Annotated in this window: 16 protein-coding genes and 1 CRISPR repeat array; of the genes, 11 read left to right on the forward strand and 5 right to left on the reverse strand. The window is 35.9% G+C overall.

Annotated elements, in window-relative coordinates; all coding sequences use genetic code 11:
- Positions 1–4: 4 nt before the first annotated feature.
- From M0051_RS00295 to folP, 3 genes are all read right to left on the reverse strand, one after another.
- The gene (locus tag M0051_RS00295; protein ID WP_306739546.1) at positions 5–859 is read right to left on the reverse strand and encodes a TIGR01777 family oxidoreductase; all 855 of its coding nucleotides are present in this window, start codon (positions 857–859) and stop codon (positions 5–7) included.
- Positions 860–924: 65 nt separating this feature from the next.
- Complete coding sequence (cdaA, locus tag M0051_RS00300; protein WP_306739547.1) at positions 925–1,716, reverse strand: diadenylate cyclase CdaA; 792 nt, start codon at positions 1,714–1,716, stop codon at positions 925–927.
- A 53-nt stretch (positions 1,717–1,769) separates the two neighbouring features.
- Positions 1,770–2,603, reverse strand: coding sequence for a dihydropteroate synthase (gene folP / locus M0051_RS00305; RefSeq protein ID WP_306739548.1), 834 nt, complete (start codon positions 2,601–2,603; stop codon positions 1,770–1,772).
- Positions 2,604–2,742: 139 nt separating this feature from the next.
- Here folP and M0051_RS00310 point away from each other — a divergent pair, with 139 nt between their 5' ends.
- The 5 genes from M0051_RS00310 to M0051_RS00330 all read left to right on the forward strand — a co-directional run bounded on the left by M0051_RS00310 (position 2,743) and on the right by M0051_RS00330 (position 10,875).
- On the forward strand, positions 2,743–3,285 hold the full coding sequence (locus tag M0051_RS00310) for a DUF1599 domain-containing protein (protein ID WP_306739549.1): 543 nt from the start codon (positions 2,743–2,745) through the stop codon (positions 3,283–3,285).
- Positions 3,286–3,301: 16 nt separating this feature from the next.
- Positions 3,302–4,540 carry a BT_3928 family protein gene (locus M0051_RS00315; protein WP_306739550.1) on the forward strand — a complete coding sequence of 413 codons (1,239 nt, stop codon included), beginning with the start codon at positions 3,302–3,304 and terminating at the stop codon, positions 4,538–4,540.
- Positions 4,541–4,548: 8 nt separating this feature from the next.
- Positions 4,549–5,304, forward strand: a complete 756-nt coding sequence (gene tpiA, locus M0051_RS00320; protein WP_306739551.1) for a triose-phosphate isomerase — start codon at positions 4,549–4,551, stop codon at positions 5,302–5,304.
- A gap of 100 nt (positions 5,305–5,404) precedes the next feature.
- The gene (gene prmA / locus M0051_RS00325) at positions 5,405–6,241 is read left to right on the forward strand and encodes a 50S ribosomal protein L11 methyltransferase (protein WP_306739552.1); all 837 of its coding nucleotides are present in this window, start codon (positions 5,405–5,407) and stop codon (positions 6,239–6,241) included.
- Between the two features lie 161 nt (positions 6,242–6,402).
- A complete protein-coding gene (locus tag M0051_RS00330; protein ID WP_306739553.1) occupies positions 6,403–10,875 on the forward strand; it encodes a hypothetical protein in 4,473 nt (1,490 codons plus the stop codon).
- 363 nt (positions 10,876–11,238) lie between these two features.
- On the opposite strand, the gene M0051_RS00335 is transcribed toward M0051_RS00330, so the two are convergent.
- Complete coding sequence (locus M0051_RS00335; protein WP_306739554.1) at positions 11,239–11,436, reverse strand: YwbE family protein; 198 nt, start codon at positions 11,434–11,436, stop codon at positions 11,239–11,241.
- A 379-nt stretch (positions 11,437–11,815) separates the two neighbouring features.
- Here M0051_RS00335 and M0051_RS00340 point away from each other — a divergent pair, with 379 nt between their 5' ends.
- The gene (locus M0051_RS00340; RefSeq protein ID WP_306739555.1) at positions 11,816–12,469 is read left to right on the forward strand and encodes a hypothetical protein; all 654 of its coding nucleotides are present in this window, start codon (positions 11,816–11,818) and stop codon (positions 12,467–12,469) included.
- A gap of 51 nt (positions 12,470–12,520) precedes the next feature.
- Positions 12,521–15,859, forward strand: coding sequence for a hypothetical protein (locus M0051_RS00345; RefSeq protein ID WP_306739556.1), 3,339 nt, complete (start codon positions 12,521–12,523; stop codon positions 15,857–15,859).
- Between the two features lie 9 nt (positions 15,860–15,868).
- A CRISPR array of direct repeats spans positions 15,869–17,676; the repeat unit is 36 nt; unit sequence GGTGTGATAGGTTTCTTTTTGAAAACTATTAACACC.
- A 567-nt stretch (positions 17,677–18,243) separates the two neighbouring features.
- Here M0051_RS00345 and M0051_RS00350 read toward each other — a convergent pair.
- On the reverse strand, positions 18,244–18,717 hold the full coding sequence (locus tag M0051_RS00350; protein WP_306739557.1) for a hypothetical protein: 474 nt from the start codon (positions 18,715–18,717) through the stop codon (positions 18,244–18,246).
- A 304-nt stretch (positions 18,718–19,021) separates the two neighbouring features.
- Here M0051_RS00350 and M0051_RS00355 point away from each other — a divergent pair, with 304 nt between their 5' ends.
- The 4 genes from M0051_RS00355 (at position 19,022) to M0051_RS00370 (ending at position 20,817) form a co-directional block, all read left to right on the forward strand.
- Positions 19,022–19,264, forward strand: coding sequence for a putative signal transducing protein (locus M0051_RS00355; RefSeq protein WP_306739558.1), 243 nt, complete (start codon positions 19,022–19,024; stop codon positions 19,262–19,264).
- Between the two features lie 15 nt (positions 19,265–19,279).
- A complete protein-coding gene (locus tag M0051_RS00360; RefSeq protein WP_306739559.1) occupies positions 19,280–19,720 on the forward strand; it encodes a hypothetical protein in 441 nt (146 codons plus the stop codon).
- 15 nt (positions 19,721–19,735) lie between these two features.
- Positions 19,736–20,197 (forward strand): hypothetical protein, encoded by a 462-nt coding sequence (locus M0051_RS00365; protein ID WP_306739560.1) that lies wholly within the window; start codon positions 19,736–19,738, stop codon positions 20,195–20,197.
- Positions 20,198–20,343: 146 nt separating this feature from the next.
- Positions 20,344–20,817 carry a transposase gene (locus tag M0051_RS00370; RefSeq protein ID WP_306739561.1) on the forward strand — a complete coding sequence of 158 codons (474 nt, stop codon included), beginning with the start codon at positions 20,344–20,346 and terminating at the stop codon, positions 20,815–20,817.
- The last annotated feature ends 120 nt before the right edge of the window (positions 20,818–20,937 follow it).

Raw genomic sequence — 20,937 nt, forward strand, 5'->3', positions numbered from 1 at the left:
AACTCTAAACAAGAGCACAAAGAGCCTCCTCAAATGTTAAATAATTATACTGAAACCCCTCTTTTTTCAGACGATCTGGGAGAACTGTTTGCCCATTTAACAGAACAGTAGAAGCCTCACCAAGTAATATCCTCAAAATAAATGCTGGCACATGACAAAATGCAGGTCGTTTTACTATTTTTGCCATCATTTTTGTGAAATCACCATTATTGATACTTACCGGTGCAACCAAATTGTAAATTCCTTCAGATCTTTCATTGATTACAAAACTATATGCCTTCATCAAATCATCAATGTGGATGAATGGAAACATTTGCTTGCCCGATCCCAAACGACCTCCAATACCTAATTTGAAAAATGGCAATGATTTTTGAATAATTCCTCCTTGTTCACTTAAAACCACTCCTAGTCTAAATATCGCTGTTCTTACATTCAGCTTTTGCATTTGCATTGCTGCCTGTTCCCATTCAATACAAACTTTACCTAAAAAATCATGAGAATATGCTTCACTTTCCTCTGAATGCCTATCCCTACTATTGTATATTCCAACAGCCGAAGTACATATAAATTGTTTGGGTTTATCTTTAAGCAAGGCAACAGCTTTGCATAGGTTTTTAGTCGTTTCTACACGACTATCACGAAGTATTCTTTTTCTACTCTTAGTCCATCTTGAAAGAATTGAAGCTCCCGAAAGATGAATAATTACGCTTGCACCGTCAAGCAATGCAGCCAATGATTTCGCATCTCCATACAATCTTTCTCTGGGAATCTTTAAAATTTCGGCTCCCAAATCAGTTTGTAAGTAATCACACAAATGTGAACCTACCAAACCACTACTTCCTGATATTGCAATTTTCATTTGTTTTGAATATTTCATTCTCTTACACATCATTCAGGCAATCATCAAGATCCTGATGAAGTGTTTCAAGTGATAAATCCTGAGTAATCTCCTGCTAAAAATTTCTTCAAATCAGCACCCGTAATTCGTACTTTAATATTTCCTCCCATAATATAAGAGATATTTCCTGTTTCTTCAGAAACTGTTATCACATGCGAATCGGTTGCCTGGCTCATCCCAATGGCAGCTCGATGTCGTAAGCCCAAACTTCCAGGAATATTAGTACTATCTGTAACCGGTAAAATACAGCGGGCCGCGAGAATTCTATTATTGGCAATAATTACCGCACCATCATGCAAAGGCGAATTTTTGAAGAATATCGACTCCAACAATGTTCCGGAAACTCTTGAATTTACAATCTTTCCTGTTTCAGCATAAGGTTGTAAATCTGAATTTTTTGCAATTACAATTAAAGCTCCGGTTTTCGATTTAGACATGTGTTCACATGCCGAAACAATTGATGCAATTTCTTGTTTTTGAAAACCAACCTCGTCTTTTGTAAACCAATTTTCTAAACTAAACTTCTGATTTACATTATACCTTGAACCTAAAATCAACAGAAACTTCCTAATTTCCTGCTGAAATACTATAATCAATGCAATTACCCCAACTCCAATAAATTGGCCAAGAATACTACTCAACAATTCCATATTTAAAGCCCGTACAAGCAGCCACATTAGGTAAAACAGGAATAATCCCACAAAAATATTGATAGCAACGGTTCCTCGAATCAGGAGGTAAACTTGATACAAAAGAAAGGCTACCAAAAGAATATCCAGAATATCGAAAAGTCCAAGAGTGATAAAAGCAGTAATCATTATATATTTAAATTCGGTCTATTAACAAAATTACAATTTTATACGTAAATTTATTATTTCAATTGTGATTTGATCATATTATGCAGTTTTACGCATTCAACAGCTTCTTTCACATCATGCACACGTAAAATATTTGCCCCATTCTCTAAACACATCATGTTTAATGCTGTAGACCCATTTAGACTTGAATCTGGCGTACCCCCAAGGTATTTGTAAATCATCGATTTTCTTGACAAACCAGCCAAAATTGGAAATTTTAAATCAGAAAACTCATTTAATCGAGCAATAATTTCGTAATTGTGTTCCAATGTTTTTCCAAAACCAAATCCAGGATCCAGAACCACGTCCTTTACGCCATATTGATTTAGCTTCACAATTCTCTCCTCAAAAAAAGTCTTGATCTCACCAATTAAATCATTGTAATATGGATTCTTTTGCATGGTTTGAGGCGTTCCTTTAATGTGCATCATGATGTATGGAACTTGAAGTTCTCCGATGGTTTCAAACATATTCTCATCCATGGTTCCTCCCGAGATATCATTGATTACACAAGCTCCAAATTCATTTACAATTCTCTTTGCAATGTTTGATCTAAAAGTATCAATCGATAGAATTGCCTGAGGAAACTCATTTCTAATTGCCTTTATGGCCGGAGCCATTCTATTGCACTCTTCTGCTTCGCTAACATCATCGGCACCAGGTCTTGTTGAAAATGCTCCTATATCAATTATATCAGCACCCTCCGATAGAATGTTCTCGGCTCTGTTTAAAATGGTTTTCTCTTCGGTATAATTTCCACCATCATAAAATGAGTCTGGAGTAATGTTTAGAATCCCCATTACCAAAGGAGTTTCAAAATTTATTGAATGATTACCACACTTAATCATAGGAATATCGCTGTTAAAACAATTAGTTTTTTAATTTTGCATAAGCAATTTGAGTGATCAAATACCCAAGCAAAAGTAAAATAAAATACCATGGCTTTGCCTTATTTAGTACTTTTACGGGAAAATTTCTAAATAAACTATGAATAACACAGACCAACAGTACAATCATATTATTGAAATCTGTACAGATATCTTCACTAAAAAAATGCAAGATTATGGAACTGCCTGGAGAATTCTTCGCCCAAGTTCCATGACTGACCAAATTTACATCAAGGCTCAACGCATTAGAAGTATTGAAACTAAAGGAACTAGTAAAATAGAAGATGATATTCGTTCCGAATTTATTGGTATTGTGAATTATGCAATCATGGGAATTATTCAGTTGGAACTAGGAACTTCTGATGAAGAAATGGATCATGGTAAAGCATTGGAATTGTATCAGAAATACTTTAAGGAAGCAAAAGAGTTGATGGAAGCCAAAAATCACGATTACGATGAAGCTTGGAGAAGTATGAGAGTAAGTTCTTTCACCGATTTGATTTTAATGAAGATCAATCGCACAAAACAAATTGAAGACAACCAGGGAAAAACCATCATTTCTGAAGGAATTGATGCCAATTATTTTGATATGATTAACTATTCTGTTTTTGGTCTAATTAAAATTGAATTCGAAAACGCTTAAATAAATCCAAAATCAAATGAGTTTAATTCGATTTTTCAGCCGTCTGATTGTTGGTTTAATTTTCATTTTCAGCGGATTTGTAAAAGCAGTTGATCCTATGGGATCGACCTATAAATTCACCGATTATTTTACTGCATTTGGATTAGATGCACTTACTTCACTAGCATTCCCTTTAGCAATTCTTTTATCAACCTTGGAATTTGCGGTTGGTGTAGCTCTTGTTTTCAATGCAAAAAAGCAACTTTCTGCTTGGGGTGCTATCATATTTATGGGCATTTTTACGCCACTAACTTTGGTTTTAGCCATTACCAATAAGGTAACTGATTGCGGATGTTTTGGAGACGTATTGACATTGACGAACTGGGAAACTTTTTGGAAGAACATTATCATTTTAATTCCTACTCTGATTATTTTCTTTGGTAGAAAACAAAAAGAGAAATCATATCCTTTATGGGAACAAAACTTACTTGTTACTTTCTCGGTTGTTTTCTCAATCGGAATCTCAGTTTACTCCTACAAACATTTGCCAATTATTGATTTCAGACCCTATCACATTGGTGCAAATATCAATGATGGTATGATTATACCTGATGGAGCTCCTGCCGACGAATACAGAAGCATCCTAAAGTATGAGAAAGATGGGGTGGTGAAAGAGTTTGATGAAACAAACTATCCTTGGCAAGACAGCACTTGGACATTTGTTGATTCTGAACAAATTAAAATCAAAGAAGGCTACACGCCACCTATTCACGATTTCTCAATTTCAAATGATACTGAAGGAGATATTACCGATCAGGTATTGCATGATGAAAATTATACATTCGTTTTGATATCAAAAGAAATTGATAAACTGAATGAAAAAAGTCTTCCTAAAGTTAAGAACCTGTCGATGTATGCACTAGAAAAAGGCTATTCTTTTATCGCATTAACCGCATCAGGAATTCAGGAATGTGAAGACTTTAAAGCAAATCATGAATTGCCAATTGAATTTTACAATACAGATGAAATTCAGTTGAAAACAATTGTCAGATCAAATCCGGGATTAATTTTGATTAAAAACGGAACCATTCTGGACAAATGGCATTATAATGATTTCCCTGCTGTTAAAGAGCTAAAAGGTGATTTGGCAGCCTATTCAATTACGAAACATCAAAAATTAAATATCAAACTAGTATTTATTAGTATTACTTCAACTTTGCTGTTGTTAATCTGCTTATTCTTGTTGATTAGCAGAAGATCAAGAGCAAGAAAATGATTACAATTATGAGAAGAAAAATTGTTGCAGGAAACTGGAAAATGAACAATACTCTTGAGGAAGGTATTGAGTTGGCTGGACAAATCAATGATCTAGTAGAAAACACGGAGATCAATGATGTAGATGTTGTTATCGGTACTCCTTTTATTCACCTAACTGAAGTGAATAAAGTTGTAGGTGAAAAAATCGCTGTTGCTGCACAAAACTGTGCTGACGAAAAAAGCGGTGCTTACACTGGCGAAATCTCAGCTTCTATGATCAAATCAACAGGTAGTAAATATGTAATCCTTGGTCACTCAGAAAGAAGAACATATTACGGTGAAACCAACGAGATTTTGGTCAAAAAAGTAAACCTAACTCTTGAAAATGGTCTTGCTCCAATTTTCTGTATTGGTGAGGTTTTGGAAGAACGCCAAGCTGAAAAGCACTTCGAGGTTGTAAAAAGCCAAATCGCAGAAGGTTTGTTCCACTTGTCAGCTGAAGAGTTCGGAAAAGTTGTATTGGCATACGAACCAGTTTGGGCAATAGGTACAGGAGTAACTGCTTCTTCTGATCAAGCACAGGAAATGCACGCTTTCATCCGTAAAACTTTGGTAGAGCAATACGGTGAAGAAGTTGCAAACAACACTTCTATTCTTTACGGTGGTAGCTGTAAGCCTTCTAACGCAAAAGAATTGTTCGAAAACGCAGATGTAGATGGTGGTTTAATTGGTGGTGCTTCTTTGAAAGCAGAAGACTTCATGGGAATTATTACTGCATTCTAAGAACAGAATAATATAAAATAAAGGCCGATACAAGCAGTGTCGGCTTTTGTTTTTTCTACACTTTGCATACCTTGCAACAACAAATAAACTAATAAAACAGATGGACTATATAGAACTAAAATGCCAGATAACTCCCTTTGATGAAGACATTGCAGACATTCTAATTGCAGAATTGGGAGAGATTGATTTCGAAAGCTTTACACAAACCGACGATACTGTTGAAGCTTTTATACAAGCTCCTCTTTTCGATATGCAAAGAGTGGAAGAACTTACGGTAAACCTTCTTCCAAATCATGACATCTCTTATTCACATCAAACCATTGAATCGCAAGATTGGAATGCAGTTTGGGAATCAAATTTTCAACCGGTAATTATCTCCGATCAGGTAGTTATTCGTGCATCATTCCATACCGATACACCAAAGGTTCCTTACGATATCGTAATCGATCCTAAAATGTCATTTGGTACTGGTCACCACTCTACTACTTCATTGATGGTACAAACCATACTGGAAACAGAAATTGAAGGCAAAAGAGTGTTGGATATGGGATGTGGAACCAGCTTACTGGCCATTTTAGCATCGAAAAGAAATGCCGTGAGAGTTGATGCCATAGACATTGATGAGTGGCCATACAAAAACTCGTTGGAAAACATCAAGAACAATAAAGCCAAAAACATTTCAGTATTCTTGGGTGATGCAGCCTTATTGGAAGGCAAAACCTACGATGTAGTATTAGCAAACATTAACCGAAACATCTTGGTGAACGACATGAAGCATTACGTAGCTTGTTTACCTGAAAATGGTGAGTTGATTATGAGTGGGTTTTATACCGAAGATTTGCCACATATTCAAGCCGAAGCCGAAAACAATGGTTTGAAATATATCAGCCACAAAGTAGATAAGAATTGGGTGGCAGTAAAGTATATAAAGGAATAAGTTTTAAAGTATAAAGGAAAAAGTATAGACGACTAATACTTTTTCCTTTCTTTAAATATATGTTCCAATCTCTTTATTTTGTACTTTTTCACTTATTACTTTCTCCTTATTTCTTGTTAAATTGCCTTATCACAATTCCTGATTGAGCAAAAACAAAACCTATGACTATAAATTTTCGTTCTCTACTACTTGTAACTGCTTTTTTCTGTTCGTTCAATTCATTTGGACAATCTATAAAATCATTTCCGCACGATTCCATTCAATTCCAGGAAGAATTCCTGAAATTTATGGATCACCCAAGTAAAAAGAAGGAAAGCAAGGCATTTGCCGAGCAATTCCCATCGTTTTGGTTATCTCCAAATCTAACACCAGTCGAAAGACAAAAAATATATCAAATCAGCGATATCCTCTTACAAAAAAGAGCAAGATCTTTTCCCGATTTTTACAACTACTTTCAGACCTTAATGCTGTTTCAACAGCAAAACAGAAGTGCAGGTGACTTTACAAACTGGCATTCTGGATTTTTACAGCACGTAAGCAACAAAAAAGTAAAACTGAGCAAAAGCAAAGATTTTCTGATTCAAACTCAGCACCTATTAAATGATAGCATTGTAAACAAATCGTATGCAGTGGAGTGGAAAGCTGAAAATGCTCAGTTCAAATACATCTTTGATGATAAATTAAGTATTGAATTTGATAAAGCCGATTTGCTTTGTATTGCTCAAAGAGATACTTCAACCATTTACAATACCCAAGGGACTTACTTCCCATTCGAAAAAATCTGGAAAGGAAGTAAAGGAAAAATAAGCTGGGAACGAGCTGGTAAAGACATCAATACAGAATACGCAATCTTCGATTCCTACCAAGTCAATACGTCTAAATCAAAATTTGCTATTGATACAGTTCAATATTTCAATCCTGATTTATCGGACCATGCGCTTAACGGAAGTCTGATTGAGAAAGCGATCAGAACCAAAAATCCCAAAAGAGCACTTTACCCCCGATTTGAATCCTTCGAACATGAAATTAAAATTGATGAGATATACGAACATGTAAATTACAAAGGAGGAGTGGCAATTCATGGTGCAAAATTTATCGGAAAAGGAAGCCCTGAGCACCCTTCCGAAATTCAGATATCCCGAAATGATACTCTATTCTTGGTGGCTCAATCGGAACACTTTGCATTCCAAAACAATCAAATTGCGGGGAAGGATACCAAAATAGACATCCTAATTGATACATGTAGAATCTATCATCCGGGCTTATTGTTTAAATATTTTCCCGAAAAGAAAGAATTGAACCTGTTTCGCGATCGCGAAGGCATTTCAAAAAGTCCATATTTTAACAACTATCACAACCTGATTATGGACGTAGGCTTGTTGATTTGGCGCTTGGATGAAAACATGATGCATTTTACCAGCATTAAAGGAGCTACCAAACGTCAGGCACACTTCGAGTCTACAAACTATTTCAGAATGAACCGATTCATGAGAATACAGGGAATGGATGAACAAAACCCTCTGGTGCTACTTAGAAAATTTGCCGACTATATTTATGTAGAAACTTTCACTGCCGAAGAATATGCCAATTACATTAAAAAACCAGTAAACCAAGTTCGTCAGCAACTATTTTCTCTATCGTTTCAAGGCTTTGTAAGCTACAACATGAGCACCGATGAAGTGACTTTGCAAAAACGATTGGACGACTACATAAGGAGTGGAATGGGACGCCAGGATTACGATGTGATACAGTTTACCACACAAACCGGGGACAAAGAATCCGATGCCATTTATTTTATTGGCAGTTCGAACCTACAGATTAATGGAGTTCGACAAATTGCGGTGAGTGATTCACAAAATGTGGTAATTTTCCCTAAGCATCGCAGAATTGTCTTGAAAAAGAACCGCGACTTTGAGTTTGATGGCCGACTAATGGCTGGCTTGATTGATCTTCATGGTGAAGGTTTCGATTTTTCCTACGATAACTTTAAGATTGACCTAAAATCTATCGATTCCCTGCAAATGAATGTGGTAGTTGATTCCTTAAGCAATTTTGGGAATCGATACACCAATTTGCTGGGTAGTGTAGTAGAGAACATATCGGGAGATTTACTGATTGACGATCCGAACAACAAGTCTGGAAATAAAAATTTTGCCGACTACCCTATCTTCAATAGTGTTGATTCCAGTTACGTTTATTACGACAAACCACATATCCAGGATGGTGTTTACAAACGCGATGAGTTCTACTTTAAGGTGGATCCTTACACCATCATGAACATTAACAATTTCGATCGTTCTGATATTGAACTGGCAGGTACTTTTGTTTCTGATAGCATTTTTCCAACCTTTAGAGAGCCTTTAACCATTCGAGAAGACAACTCGCTGGGTTTTGAACACATTACTCCAGAAAATGGTTTTTCGGCCTACGGCAAAGGTATTTTTACCGATACAGTCTTCCTTTCGAACCAAGGTTTAAGAGGTAGTGGTACGGTAAATTATTTGGTATCCGAAACCAAATCGAATGATTTTATTTTCAGACCTGAAGAAATGCATACCAATGCAGAAAGTTTCGAACTGAAGAAGCACGATACCAAAATGAACAACCCGGAGATAAACGGTAAACAAATATACGTTCAGTGGTTTCCATACAAAGATGAAATGTATGTGAAGAGTAGTGCCTTGCCGCTCGACATGTATCAAAAACTGGCAACGCTATCGGGGACGCTTAAGATTACACCGAACGGGATTACCGGTATGGGAAATATGGAGCTGGTAAATGCCGAAATTGAATCGGATTATTTTACCTACAACCGAAAAAACATTTTGGCTGATTCGGCAAGTTTTAAAATCTTAAATGCCGATTCAACCGGGTACTCTTTCGAAACCGAATCAGTAAATGCCAACATCGACTTTGTGAGTCGAACGGGAGCTTTCGAAAATACCAATGCCGACAAAAAAAGTATCTTCCCTGATAATCGATACTTAAGCTATATCAACAATTTTAAATGGTATATGGATGAGCAGATAATCGATTTTGGGAAAGAAGATGAAGCAACACTTGCAGCACTTTGGCAAACAGGAAAAATTGATGATTTGGATGAAACATCACTCAATACATTTGTTTCCATCGATCCGAAACAAGATTCACTGAGTTTTGTAACTCCACTTGCTCGATACGATGCCATGGACAATACCATTTCAGCCAAATTTGTAGAAAGTATAAACATTGCCGATGCAAAACTTTATCCGGACAGTGGTATTGTGAATATTGCGCAAGGTGGTAGAATGGAAACTTTCAGAAATGCCGAAGTAATTGCCGATACCATCAACCAATTCCACAGAATTTACGATGCTACCATTAATGTGAATGGCAAGAATTCTTATTCAGGCTCGGGAAGTTATACCTACAAAACTGCGGATAACAAGGAGCAACTGCTCACTTTCGATGTGATTGATGTTGACTCTACGGGCCAAACCATTGCCATGGGAAATATCTCGGAAGAAAAAGCATTTACCCTAAGTCCTCATTTTGATTACAAGGGGAAAGTGAAGCTGGAAGCAAGAGATTCTGCCCTGTTTTTTGATGGTCAGGCACACATACACAGCAAGTGTGGACAGATTAAAGACAATTGGTTGGATTTTAAAGCGAAAATCGATCCGAATGAGATATTGATTCCTGTCGATCTTCATGCCATAGACGATGACAGGCTAAAACTGTACAACTCATTCTTCCTGACCAACGATTCCATTCACATCTATTCGTCATTCCTATCGCGAAGAATTTTCTATACTGATAATGTTTTGCTTGATGCCAAGGGATACCTTACCTACAACGAAAAATTACAGGCCTACCAAATTGCAGAAAAAGACAAGCTAAGAGATCCGAATACTCAAGGCAGCATGATTTCCTTCTATCAGAACAACTGCAATATCAAAGGAGAAGGCAAAGTAGATCTAGGTGCAGAATTGGGGCAAATTACGCAAGTGGCTTCGGGTAATATCGAGCACGATTTAAGCAGCGATATCGTTACGCTAGACCTTATCTATGGAGTTGATTTCTTTATGAATGATCAGGCCATGAAAATCATGGAAAATGATTTTGCAAAAGCGAGTTTACCAATCAATAAACTCCACAAAAAGAATTACACCAAAAAGATTGCCGAAATCATGGGCAAAGCCAAAGCCGAAAAAGCAATGTTTACACGCGATGCCAATGGCTTATACAAGGAACTGCCTAAGGAATTGAAGCACACCATTTACTTCAACAACCTCGATTTTATTTGGGACAAGGAAGCCAAAGCCTACCAATCGATTGGTGATATTGGAATTGGAAACATCAACGGCAAGCAAATTAACAAGAGTGTTAAAGGCAAGGTAGAGCTCGACAAAAAGCGAAGTGGTAACAAACTTAGCATCTATCTTGAAATCGATAAATCAACCTGGTATTTCTTCCAATACCATCATGGGGTGATGTTTGTGCGATCGTCGAATGATGAGTTCAACACCATTGTTACCGAAACCAAAGAAGACAAACGTGAGTTTAAAGATCCATTGAAAAAGAATCCTTACTCCTACATTATTACACAACGCTCTAAAAAGACGAAGTTCTTGAAGCGCATGAATTTTAAGTGATTTAAACACGAAGGATAACAAAGGGTTTCACAAAGCAACACAAATAACGCCACACTCTATTAGAATGTGGCGTTATTATTTATGATATCTCCATAGCAAAAAGGATGTCCAAAAAGTTCAATATAATTGTCATTCTGATCCCGAAGGTTCGGGAGAAGAATCTGTCTCTTTGATAAACAGATGTTTCACTTCATTCAACACGACACTATGTTCGATTGAACTTACTTTTTGGACACCCTCTCTATCCATTACCCCTTTTATACAGAAAACACAAAAGCCAGCATAAATGCTGGCTCTACAAAATAATATTATCTAATTCGTACAGACGTTGCATGCAACGTCTCTACCTTGATTTTTCTATGCCTATTTCATAATCTCCTGCACACGTCCCACTTGCCCACTTTCCAATCGCACCTTTATGCCATGTGGATGAATAGCCGAATTGGTTAGCAAATCTTTCACAATGCCTTCGGTTAGTTTTCCGCTGCGCTGATCTTCTTTTAAAACAATTTTTACCTTCAATCCAGGTTTAATGTTTTCTCTTTTATCTCCTTCGTTCATAATTTTGGTTTTTGATAGTCCCTTATACAAATGTAATGCGATTTTGGGAGATTATCATATTATGTTGGTAGTAATTGATATCTGTACAGCTGGTTTCTTTTTAAATACCACTAACACCATTAATTGATGCACAAAGTAAAGACGGCATTAATGCCGTCTCTACCCTAGTCCTATTATTTTTGAAATGTAAATTCCAGGCTACATGTCAAGCATCTTGGAGATGCTAGACATATAATCGGAATAAAACAGATATGTCATGGATCTAGCAACAATATTTATTTTTCAACTAAAATATGCCATCCCCTGCCTATTAAAAAATATTTTTTAGTTAACTTTCCATTTGTATTTACCAAACAGAATAATTCTTAAAACAACAAATATGGGAAGATTTACTTTGTATGATTTCTTATCATTCATTCTACCTGGCGGTACATTCATTGGAGTACTTTACTTCAGCTTAAGCATACCTCATCAAACTATTAATCAGAAGGAAATGTTCATCATTCCCTTTTTAGTGATATCATATTTATTAGGACATCTTTTCAGCTTAATAGGACAAAAAGTAGAAAGGGAAACCTTTCACAAACATGCTTTTTGGATGGATTATTTAATATCTAATCCTGAAATGGCAAGGGAAATTAATGAGTTATCAATTCGTAAACTCAAGAACAAAAGTTTCATTAACAAAGAAGGAGTTATTCTCCAGAAAGAATCAGGAAAAGCCTACGATAACATTTATACTTATTTAGAACTGGAAGAGAAAGATTCCAAAATAAAAACCCTAATGGCACAATATGGATTCTTTAGGAATACATCTGGTACCTGGCTTGCTCTATTAATTATTCAAATCGTATTGTTCGCTTTAAGTTTACTAGGAATTACAGAACTTAATAAAGCTCTGCTTTGGAACTGGACATTAATCTTATCATTTCTCACTGCACTAATTATTTCATCCAAATTGATGAAACAACGCAAAAAAATGGCCATGCAAACTGTATATCATACTTTCTGGGTTTATATCAGTAAAGAATAGCAAGCAATAAAATAAATAACTCAAAACGAAATCCTATAATACTTTAATAACATGAAAAGAACATTCAACCATAAAAGAAGACCTTTTAAGAGGGATATTAATATTGATGATTTGTTCACAGGAGCAAAAACACCTGAATATGCCGTATTCTATAATATTGCTTACTGGTGGATTAGTGATTTTTTAAAGTCATTATATGCTCCTTATATGAAAAATGCTCAATCCGAAAACCAGAGCGATGATTATTCAAAATACATAAACAAGTTCATAACGGAAGAAGCTACCTCCACCCTTTCGGATGCAGACTATTTAAAGCTCCGAGATTACCTTTGGAAAGGATACCTTTTTGCCAAAAACTCTACAAATATTAATGTAAGCGAGAAAGACAAAAGAATGACACACCAGATGATTCAAAAGTTATCTGACATTCGTAATTTCCATTCTCACTACTGGCACGAAAACTCTAATTTAGAATGTGAGAAAGAGTTCTGCAATTGGATAGACTATTTACACGATTATGCTTTGGACCAATTACAAAAAGAATACCCTAAGGAAGTGGACAAGTATAAAGAGAAACGTAAATCTAATTCTTTATTTGATCACCACGATGGAAAACATTTTATCTCGCAAGATGGTAGAAACTTCTTTTTAAGTTTCTTTTTAAAACGAGGCGAAATTTCACGTTTCATGCAACAGCGTACTGGCTGCAAAAGAAATGACAAACCTGAATTTAAGCTAAAGCATTTGCTTTACAGGTACTACACACATCGCGATGGTGCAAGCAAAAATCGTTACAGCATCGAGAATACTGCCTTCTCTCAATTGAATTCGGAATCGCAAACAGAAATTGTTCACGCTCGCCAGCTTTATAAAATGATTTCATATTTGCGCGATATACCCGTTGAAATGATTGACACCAAACTATTCCCTCTCTTTTGGAATGGCGAAGAAGTAAAAAATTCGGAACAAATTATAGAATTCATATATCATCATGAATTGCTAAGCTTTTGTGAATTTGGAACATTGAGCAATAAAGATGGTAATATCATTCAAAACACTGTTGCGTTTAATTATACAGGCAGCAATTACCAATTCGAAATTAGAGTAAGTGCCCTGCACAAACTCCTATTAGATGTAATTCGCAATCCAAAACGCGAAACAGAATTTTATAATACCCTAAAAACATTCTCACAATTCAGAGATGAATTTCCTGAAAAGCTCGACCAGTTTATAAACGGATTGGTACAAGAAGACGAAATGCAGGAGTATTATACCTTTAAACTAAAGGCCCCTGACAAAACAAGAGGTAAACTATGGCAAATCATTGATAAAGTAAGCAATAACAAGAGTGTTGGATATAAGGACAAGAGCGAATTGTTGCAGTTGATTAAGGATGATGCCATCGAACTTATCTATCACAACTTCTATTTCGAAAAAGACCAAAAACCAAGAAGGGAAAGCCAATTCATGCAGTTTGCTGTAAATTACTTGATAGACCATAAAGTGGTACCTGAATGGGAATGGTTGATGGAAAAGTTCGAAACCGAAGAAGTAAGATCCGGTGAAAATGATAAAACACAAATAAAAAGAGTAAAATCGTACAGCAATTGCATTCCTGAAGGCTATCGTTTAAGTCTAAGCGATAATCAAGTGTTGGTGAGATTAAAAAATGAACCCAATCGCTTATTTGGAATTGGAGAAACTACCATGCGCAATTTAATTTTTGCTCATATACACGATAAGCCTATTGAGAATATTCTGGGACGAATAATTACAGACATCAACCAAATTCAAGCCGCAGGACAAAAACAAATTGAGCTTCCTTATGAGAGTTTAAAATTGTTGTGCAACAAAACCATGCCAAGGTATTTAAGACTAATGATGCGCGATAAGGAGGTTTTAGATATGGAAAATATGACTTATGCTACACAAAAAGCATGTGAAAGAATTGAAAGCTTGGTAACTTATTTTGAAAGTATTGCAAATGGTGATGTCAGGTTAAACAAAAAGGAAATCAATACCCAGCTGATTCGTTGCTACAAATATTTCGACTGGAAATATCCACACAACAACGAATATAAGTTTCTGCGACAAAACGAATATCAGCTCATGAGTATCTACCACTACACATTGGCTAAACCAAATTTAAGAGTTTCCTATTTAAATGGTTTAAGGCGAAAATTGTTTACCGATATTCGTACACATTTGCCAAACGACTTGAATACAATGCTTGAAGACAACACTTCTTTAGATGGCCTACTTCATGATGTTTTAAAAGCCACAATAGGCAAACTTAAAAAGTGGCGCGATGATTTTTCAAGCATGAACCCAGATGTGAAGAAAGTTTGCCTGAATAAACTTGGAATTAAAACCCCAATGACTCCAGTTCCTGAAGCCAATATTGCATACAACCTGGAACAAATGCAACACTTGCCGTTATTGGTGCATCCTGCTTTGGTTATGAAAGCATTTAACTTTCCTCAGGTATCGCACCTGTTCTCCGATTTTAGAGAAGATGCCAATAACAGCAAAGGACTGATAGAAGAGAATTACCAATTCGAAAACTACCTCAGCTCTTTGTATACCGATGCAGAAAAACAAGAAATTAAACAATGGAAAGCCTGCCAGCATAAAATTGTAGGCAAGGTAAACCAATTGAAAACTTTAGATACATTGGTTTGGAAAATGGCTCAGGTCTATTTGAAGAATTCTGGTTCGGGTATTATGAAAGAAATTGCCGAACTCTTGATCAACAAGACTGATGACACCTTCCAACTGAACCAGCTACACAATACTACAATTCCCGTGTACGAAGGAAAAACCAATGAAGGCAAAGCTTACCGCGTGAATGTAAAATTCAAACAATTGGGCGATTTTATGCTGATAACAGGCAAACCTTTGGAGAAATTGGCTGGCCAAATCTTCCGACGTTACCAAAGCAAGGAACAATTAACAGCAATAGGCATTGAAGAAAAAGAAGGACACTATCAAATCGATTACTCCTTACTAAAACAGGAAATGGACAGGGTTTACTATGAATCTTTAATGTGTACCGATTTTATTTTACAATGGGAGAAAAAAGTGGTGGATGCCATGCCATATGGGCTTAAAGGAGGTTTGAGAATAGAATGCAAGAACAAAGACAAAAAGGCATATTTGAAATTCAGGAAGGTTTGCAAAGCTGCAGAATTACCAGAAGCCGATGAAAATGAATTGTGCATGCTACGCAATCATGCCATGCACGCCAAAATACCAGAAAACTTTAGCTACCACGAAAAATTAAATGATGATAGAATTAAAAATATGCTACAAATAACAGATGAAATGCTCGAAAAATATCAGAAAAAAGATGCCTATTACGAGGCTTTGGCCTCTGAGGCAATTTCTTAGAAAAGCTATGGTGTGATAGGTTTCTTTTTGAAAACTATTAACACCCATTTGAGCTTCTATATTTCGAGATCCATCGGTGTGATAGGTTTCTTTTTGAAAACTATTAACACCTATACTACCATGATCAATAGAATAAGTACTGGTGTGATAGGTTTCTTTTTGAAAACTATTAACACCAGCCTTCCATTCGTCGGATATCGTTTGGCGGGTGTGATAGGTTTCTTTTTGAAAACTATTAACACCAAAGAACTTTAAGTTTTTGCCAGTAATTAGGGTGTGATAGGTTTCTTTTTGAGAGCAATTAACACCAAGAGCTTCAAAAGTTAATTCAGCATCAAAGGTGTGATAGGTTTCTTTTTGAGAGCAATTAACACCAGGGTAGTAGTCATTAGTATCTTAAATGGTATGATAGGCTTCTTTTTGAAAGCTATTAACACCAGGATAAAACTCATAAATGCCTTTGCCGTGGGTGTGATAGGTTTCTTTTGAAGACTAGAAACACCTCAATAATGTTGCATATATTACCAAGCGTTGTTGTAAAAGGTCTCTTTTTGAAGACTAGAAACACCTGGATCGAATGCGCCTTAAATACAGCCCGTGGTGTAGTAAGTTTCTTTTTGGAGCTAAAAACGCCTTAGTTTGTTTCAAGTAATAAGGTAATCGTCGGTGTAATAGGTCACTTTTTGAGAACTAAAAACACCGTCATGACATTTGTTGTGTTTGTTTATTTTGGTGTGGTAGGCTTCTTTTTGAAAGCTAGAAACACCTTTGTTTTCTTTCAAATAATTTATTAATACGGTGTGATATCTTTCTTTTTGAAAACTATTAACACCAGTTGACATGTTGTGGTCTTCAAATTCAGTGGTGTGATATGTTTCTTTTTGAGAACTAAAAACACCGTCATGACATTTGTTGTGTTTGTTTATTTTGGTGTGGTAGGCTTCTTTTTGAGAACTATTAACACCAATAGCAAGAGAGTGACGGGTACCTACGTAGGTGTGATAGGTTTCTTTTTGAGAGCTATTAACACCATTGTCTTGCTTAGATGATGGGGAGAAGGGTGTGATATGCTTCTTTTTGAAAGCTAATAACACCTTATAAATACCATGATTGTAAATTCTGAAGTCCTTGGTGTGGTAGGCTTCTTTTTGAAAGCTATTAACACCTGATGTTGAACACTTCCTTCATTCTGTCACGGTGTGATAGGTTTCTTTTTGAGAACTATTAACACCTTCAATGGTTTTTGGGAACTCATCGAAAATGGTGTGATATGTTTCTTATTGAGAGCAATTAACACCTTACTTGTGTTAGTTTTAGGAGTACTTTGAGGTGTGGTAGGCTTCTTTTTGAAGACTAGAAACACCGCGTGTCATTTGGAAACAATAACGTATTAGGTGTAGTATGCTTCTTTTTTAAAAGCTAATAACACCTTATTAATACCATGATTGTAAATTCTGAAGTCCTTGGTGTGGTAGGCTTCTTTTTGAGAGCTAAAAACGCCTTAGTTTGTTTCAAGTAATAAGGTAATCGTCGGTGTAATAGGTCACTTTTTGAGAACTATTAACACCTGATTTGTGTCATTATTTAAGATCTTTTAAGGTGTGATATGTTTCTTTTTGAAGACTAGAAACACCTGTTGTTCTGTCAATCGCTAAAACTAAATCGGTGTAGCAGGTTTCTTTTTGAGAGCTATTAACACCGCGCTTGTGGTGCATTCATATCCAAAACTTGGTGTAGTACGCTTCTTTTTGAAAGCTATTAACACCATTGTCCCGCCTATGAATACTGGCTGAAAGGTGTAGTAAGTTTCTTTTTGAGAACTAGACACATCATTTATAGGTGGAAAACGTAAAGACGGCATTAATGCCGTCTCTACCCTAGCACTTCTATTATTAAACCCTAAATCTAAGGCAATGCGATGCATCTATCCAAAACCAAACAAGCAACACCACTATAAAACAGGCAAACATGCCATTTCAAATTGAAATGATGCCTGTTGAAAAAGGAAACTTGCCTACCGAAGCAGCAATATTCCCTCTTTTTATAAGGAATATGGAGTAAAAAGAGGGAAGCTTGCCTATGAAATAGGGATTAATGCGTATGAAAAAGGCAAGTTTCCTTCTTGCGAAAGGACCTTTGCCTGCCAGGGAAGCATGTTTCCAAAAATAACTAGCACCATTGCTTCTTTTAATAGCATCGTTCCTTCTTCCTAAAGGAATCTTCCCTCTCAAACAAGGAAATTTCCCTCTCTGAATAGGAAAATTATCTGTTCAATTGACATAGGCTCCAGAGCAAGAATAAGACCTCATTATTAACGAATAAACCCGAACCATAAGGTCCGGGTTAGTAAAGTTGCGGTAATCGAAAAGGGTAATTAAATCTATTTATTCTGCTGTTTCGACATTCGTTTTCTTTTTACCAGGAAAACGACTTCCCAAATCAGCAGCAGCTTCGCTTGCTCCGGATTGTCCCATTACCGAAGCATTTTTAAGCACTTTATAAATAGAAAGAGAGGAACTAAACGCCTCACTACCTGCCAATGTTATAGTAGAATCAACTCCATTGGTAATTCTTTCCAGGGGCAGGAACAATTGGCGCAATTGTCTTACACTTTGCAAATCAATTTTAGCCTCGTTAACATCAATAAAATTTGGAATGTAATTGGGATACTGTTCTGCATACTCCAATGATTTTTCAACAAAGGCTACTGTTTTATCTCCCATTTTCGGCAACTCCTTTTTATCAGCAGCCGATAAATGGGTTAGTTTAGGTTCTAAAACTGAAGTCAACACATTTAATGCATCCATTATTTGTGTGCTTTCTTCTTCGCTTAATACGAATGAAACTTTGTTTTCCATTTTTGTGTGTTTTTGGATTAGTTAAGTTACAATAATCGATTACCACTATTAAATTTACAAAACATAAACTCAAAAATCCCAATTGTTATTATGTATTTCACCGCTTTTAACATTAATTAACAGTTGGTTTTATATCGATTAGTTTAAGAAACACAACAAACACATACACAAACCCATATTTTAAAAAGCTGGAAATTACAAATCAATTCCACCCTCTAAAATCGCCTGTGTTTTACGTTCAATTCATTTGCATTTATCTCCAATAAAACTATCTTTATAAGACCACATAAAAAACGTAACATATATGAGCAATACAGAAAATACATTGATGGAAGTATACACAGGACTTTCATGGGAAGTTGAAATGCTAAAGACAATTTTGGAAGATCATAAAATCAATAGCTTTATTAAAGATGGTTATACAGGAATAATTGCTCCTCACCACTCCGGAGGTACTGCTGGTGCAGTAAAACTTTGCATATCGAGCGGCGATTTAGAAAACGCTAAACCCATTATCGAGGAGTTTCTGGAAAACAAAACAGAATAAACAATGAATTCTGTAATGACAAAAATTTACGGACAGCGAATCCTGGATGGTGATTTGCTGTTCGATCATGAAAAAATCACTTTTCATACCAATCCAAAGGCAGCATTACTAAGTGCGATTGCAATGAGCTTGGTTACAGTAAGTAGTGCTTTCAACATTTATGATACTACTGGTGAATCGAGCATTAGTATCGCTTCGATTATAATTGGACTTATAGCAATTGTACTCGGAATATTTTCAGTGATTAAATATCTAGCAGCACGAAAAATTAACCTCATCGAGTTTGCACCACAAGATATTGAAGAAGTTGCCATCAAAGAAATGGCAAACTCTTTACGTATCAGCATACATTTGAACAACAATACCACCCACAAAATTGGCTGTGCGAAAGATCGCTATTCAGGCAAGTTGGTTCAGACTTTAAAGGATGCTGATGTAAATTTAACCTACTTATAATAGGATTATCAACTCATGAAAAACACACTAATCACTACATTAAAAGGTAGACCAATCCTAAAAGGAGAATTACTGTTTGACGATCACAAAATCAGTTTTAGAAATGATCCCGGTTTAATTGGTATGATTATAATGGGATTTAGTTTTCTATCCTTTTCTAGTGCCTATAGCCTATATTCTCATTACCATAGCACCGATCTATTCGATCAGTTTATTTATCCATTCAACTTTTCTTTATGCGTGTGCATTGTATCCTATTTGATCATCAAATACCGCAAAGCCAAAAGAATGCACGACAAAGAATTCAAGCCTGAGGACATCAAAACGGTTTACATTGCCAAGACAAAACGCAATACCAAAATCAGATTTGTTCTGAATGATGATTTTGAACAATACTTCAAATTTAAAAGCGATGGTAAATGTGATAAGTTGATCTCCTTTTTGAAAGAATCAGAAGTAGAAATAATCAATGCTTAAAAAGAAATGTCTGCCAAATTCCAAAACAAATTCAGAATCGATTCTACCCGATTGCAAAATTGGGATTATGGCAGCAATGGCAAATATTTTATTACGATTTGCACCTGCGAAAATGAGCATTTCTTCGGAAAGTTGCTAATGAAAATATGTTCCTGAATGAATTAGGAGAATTGGCTGATAGCTATTGGCGAGAAATCCCTAATCATTTTCCATATGTGCATTTGGATGAATTCATTGTGATGCCCAATCATATTCATGGCATTTTGGTGATTGATGATCCTTATAATGTCGGCAAAAGAAAGGATAATCGAGACAGCATAAATGCTGTCTGTACGGATAATGATCAATTAAACACTGAAAAGAATTCTAAATGTATTGGTAGAGACGGCATTCATGCCGTCTGTAAAAGTGAAAATCCAATGAAATCAGATAATATATCAAAAATGGTTCGTTGGTATAAAGGTCGCATTACATTTGAAGCCCACAAAATCAATCCAAAATTTGAATGGCATTCCCGATTTTACGATCATATCATTAGAGATCAAAAAGTATTGCAGCGCATTCGCAGTTACATCAAATACAATCCAAAGAACTGGAAAGAAGATAAATATTTCGAATAATATTAAAAATGTCGATAGATGTGTTATTGTATGAGGATGTCCAAAAAGTAAGTTCAATCGAATATAATGTCATGTTGAATGAAGTGAAACATCTGTTTATCAAAGGGACAGATTCTTCTC

This window comes from Marinifilum sp. D714 (assembly GCF_030851345.1).
GTDB lineage: Bacteria > Bacteroidota > Bacteroidia > Bacteroidales > Marinifilaceae > Marinifilum.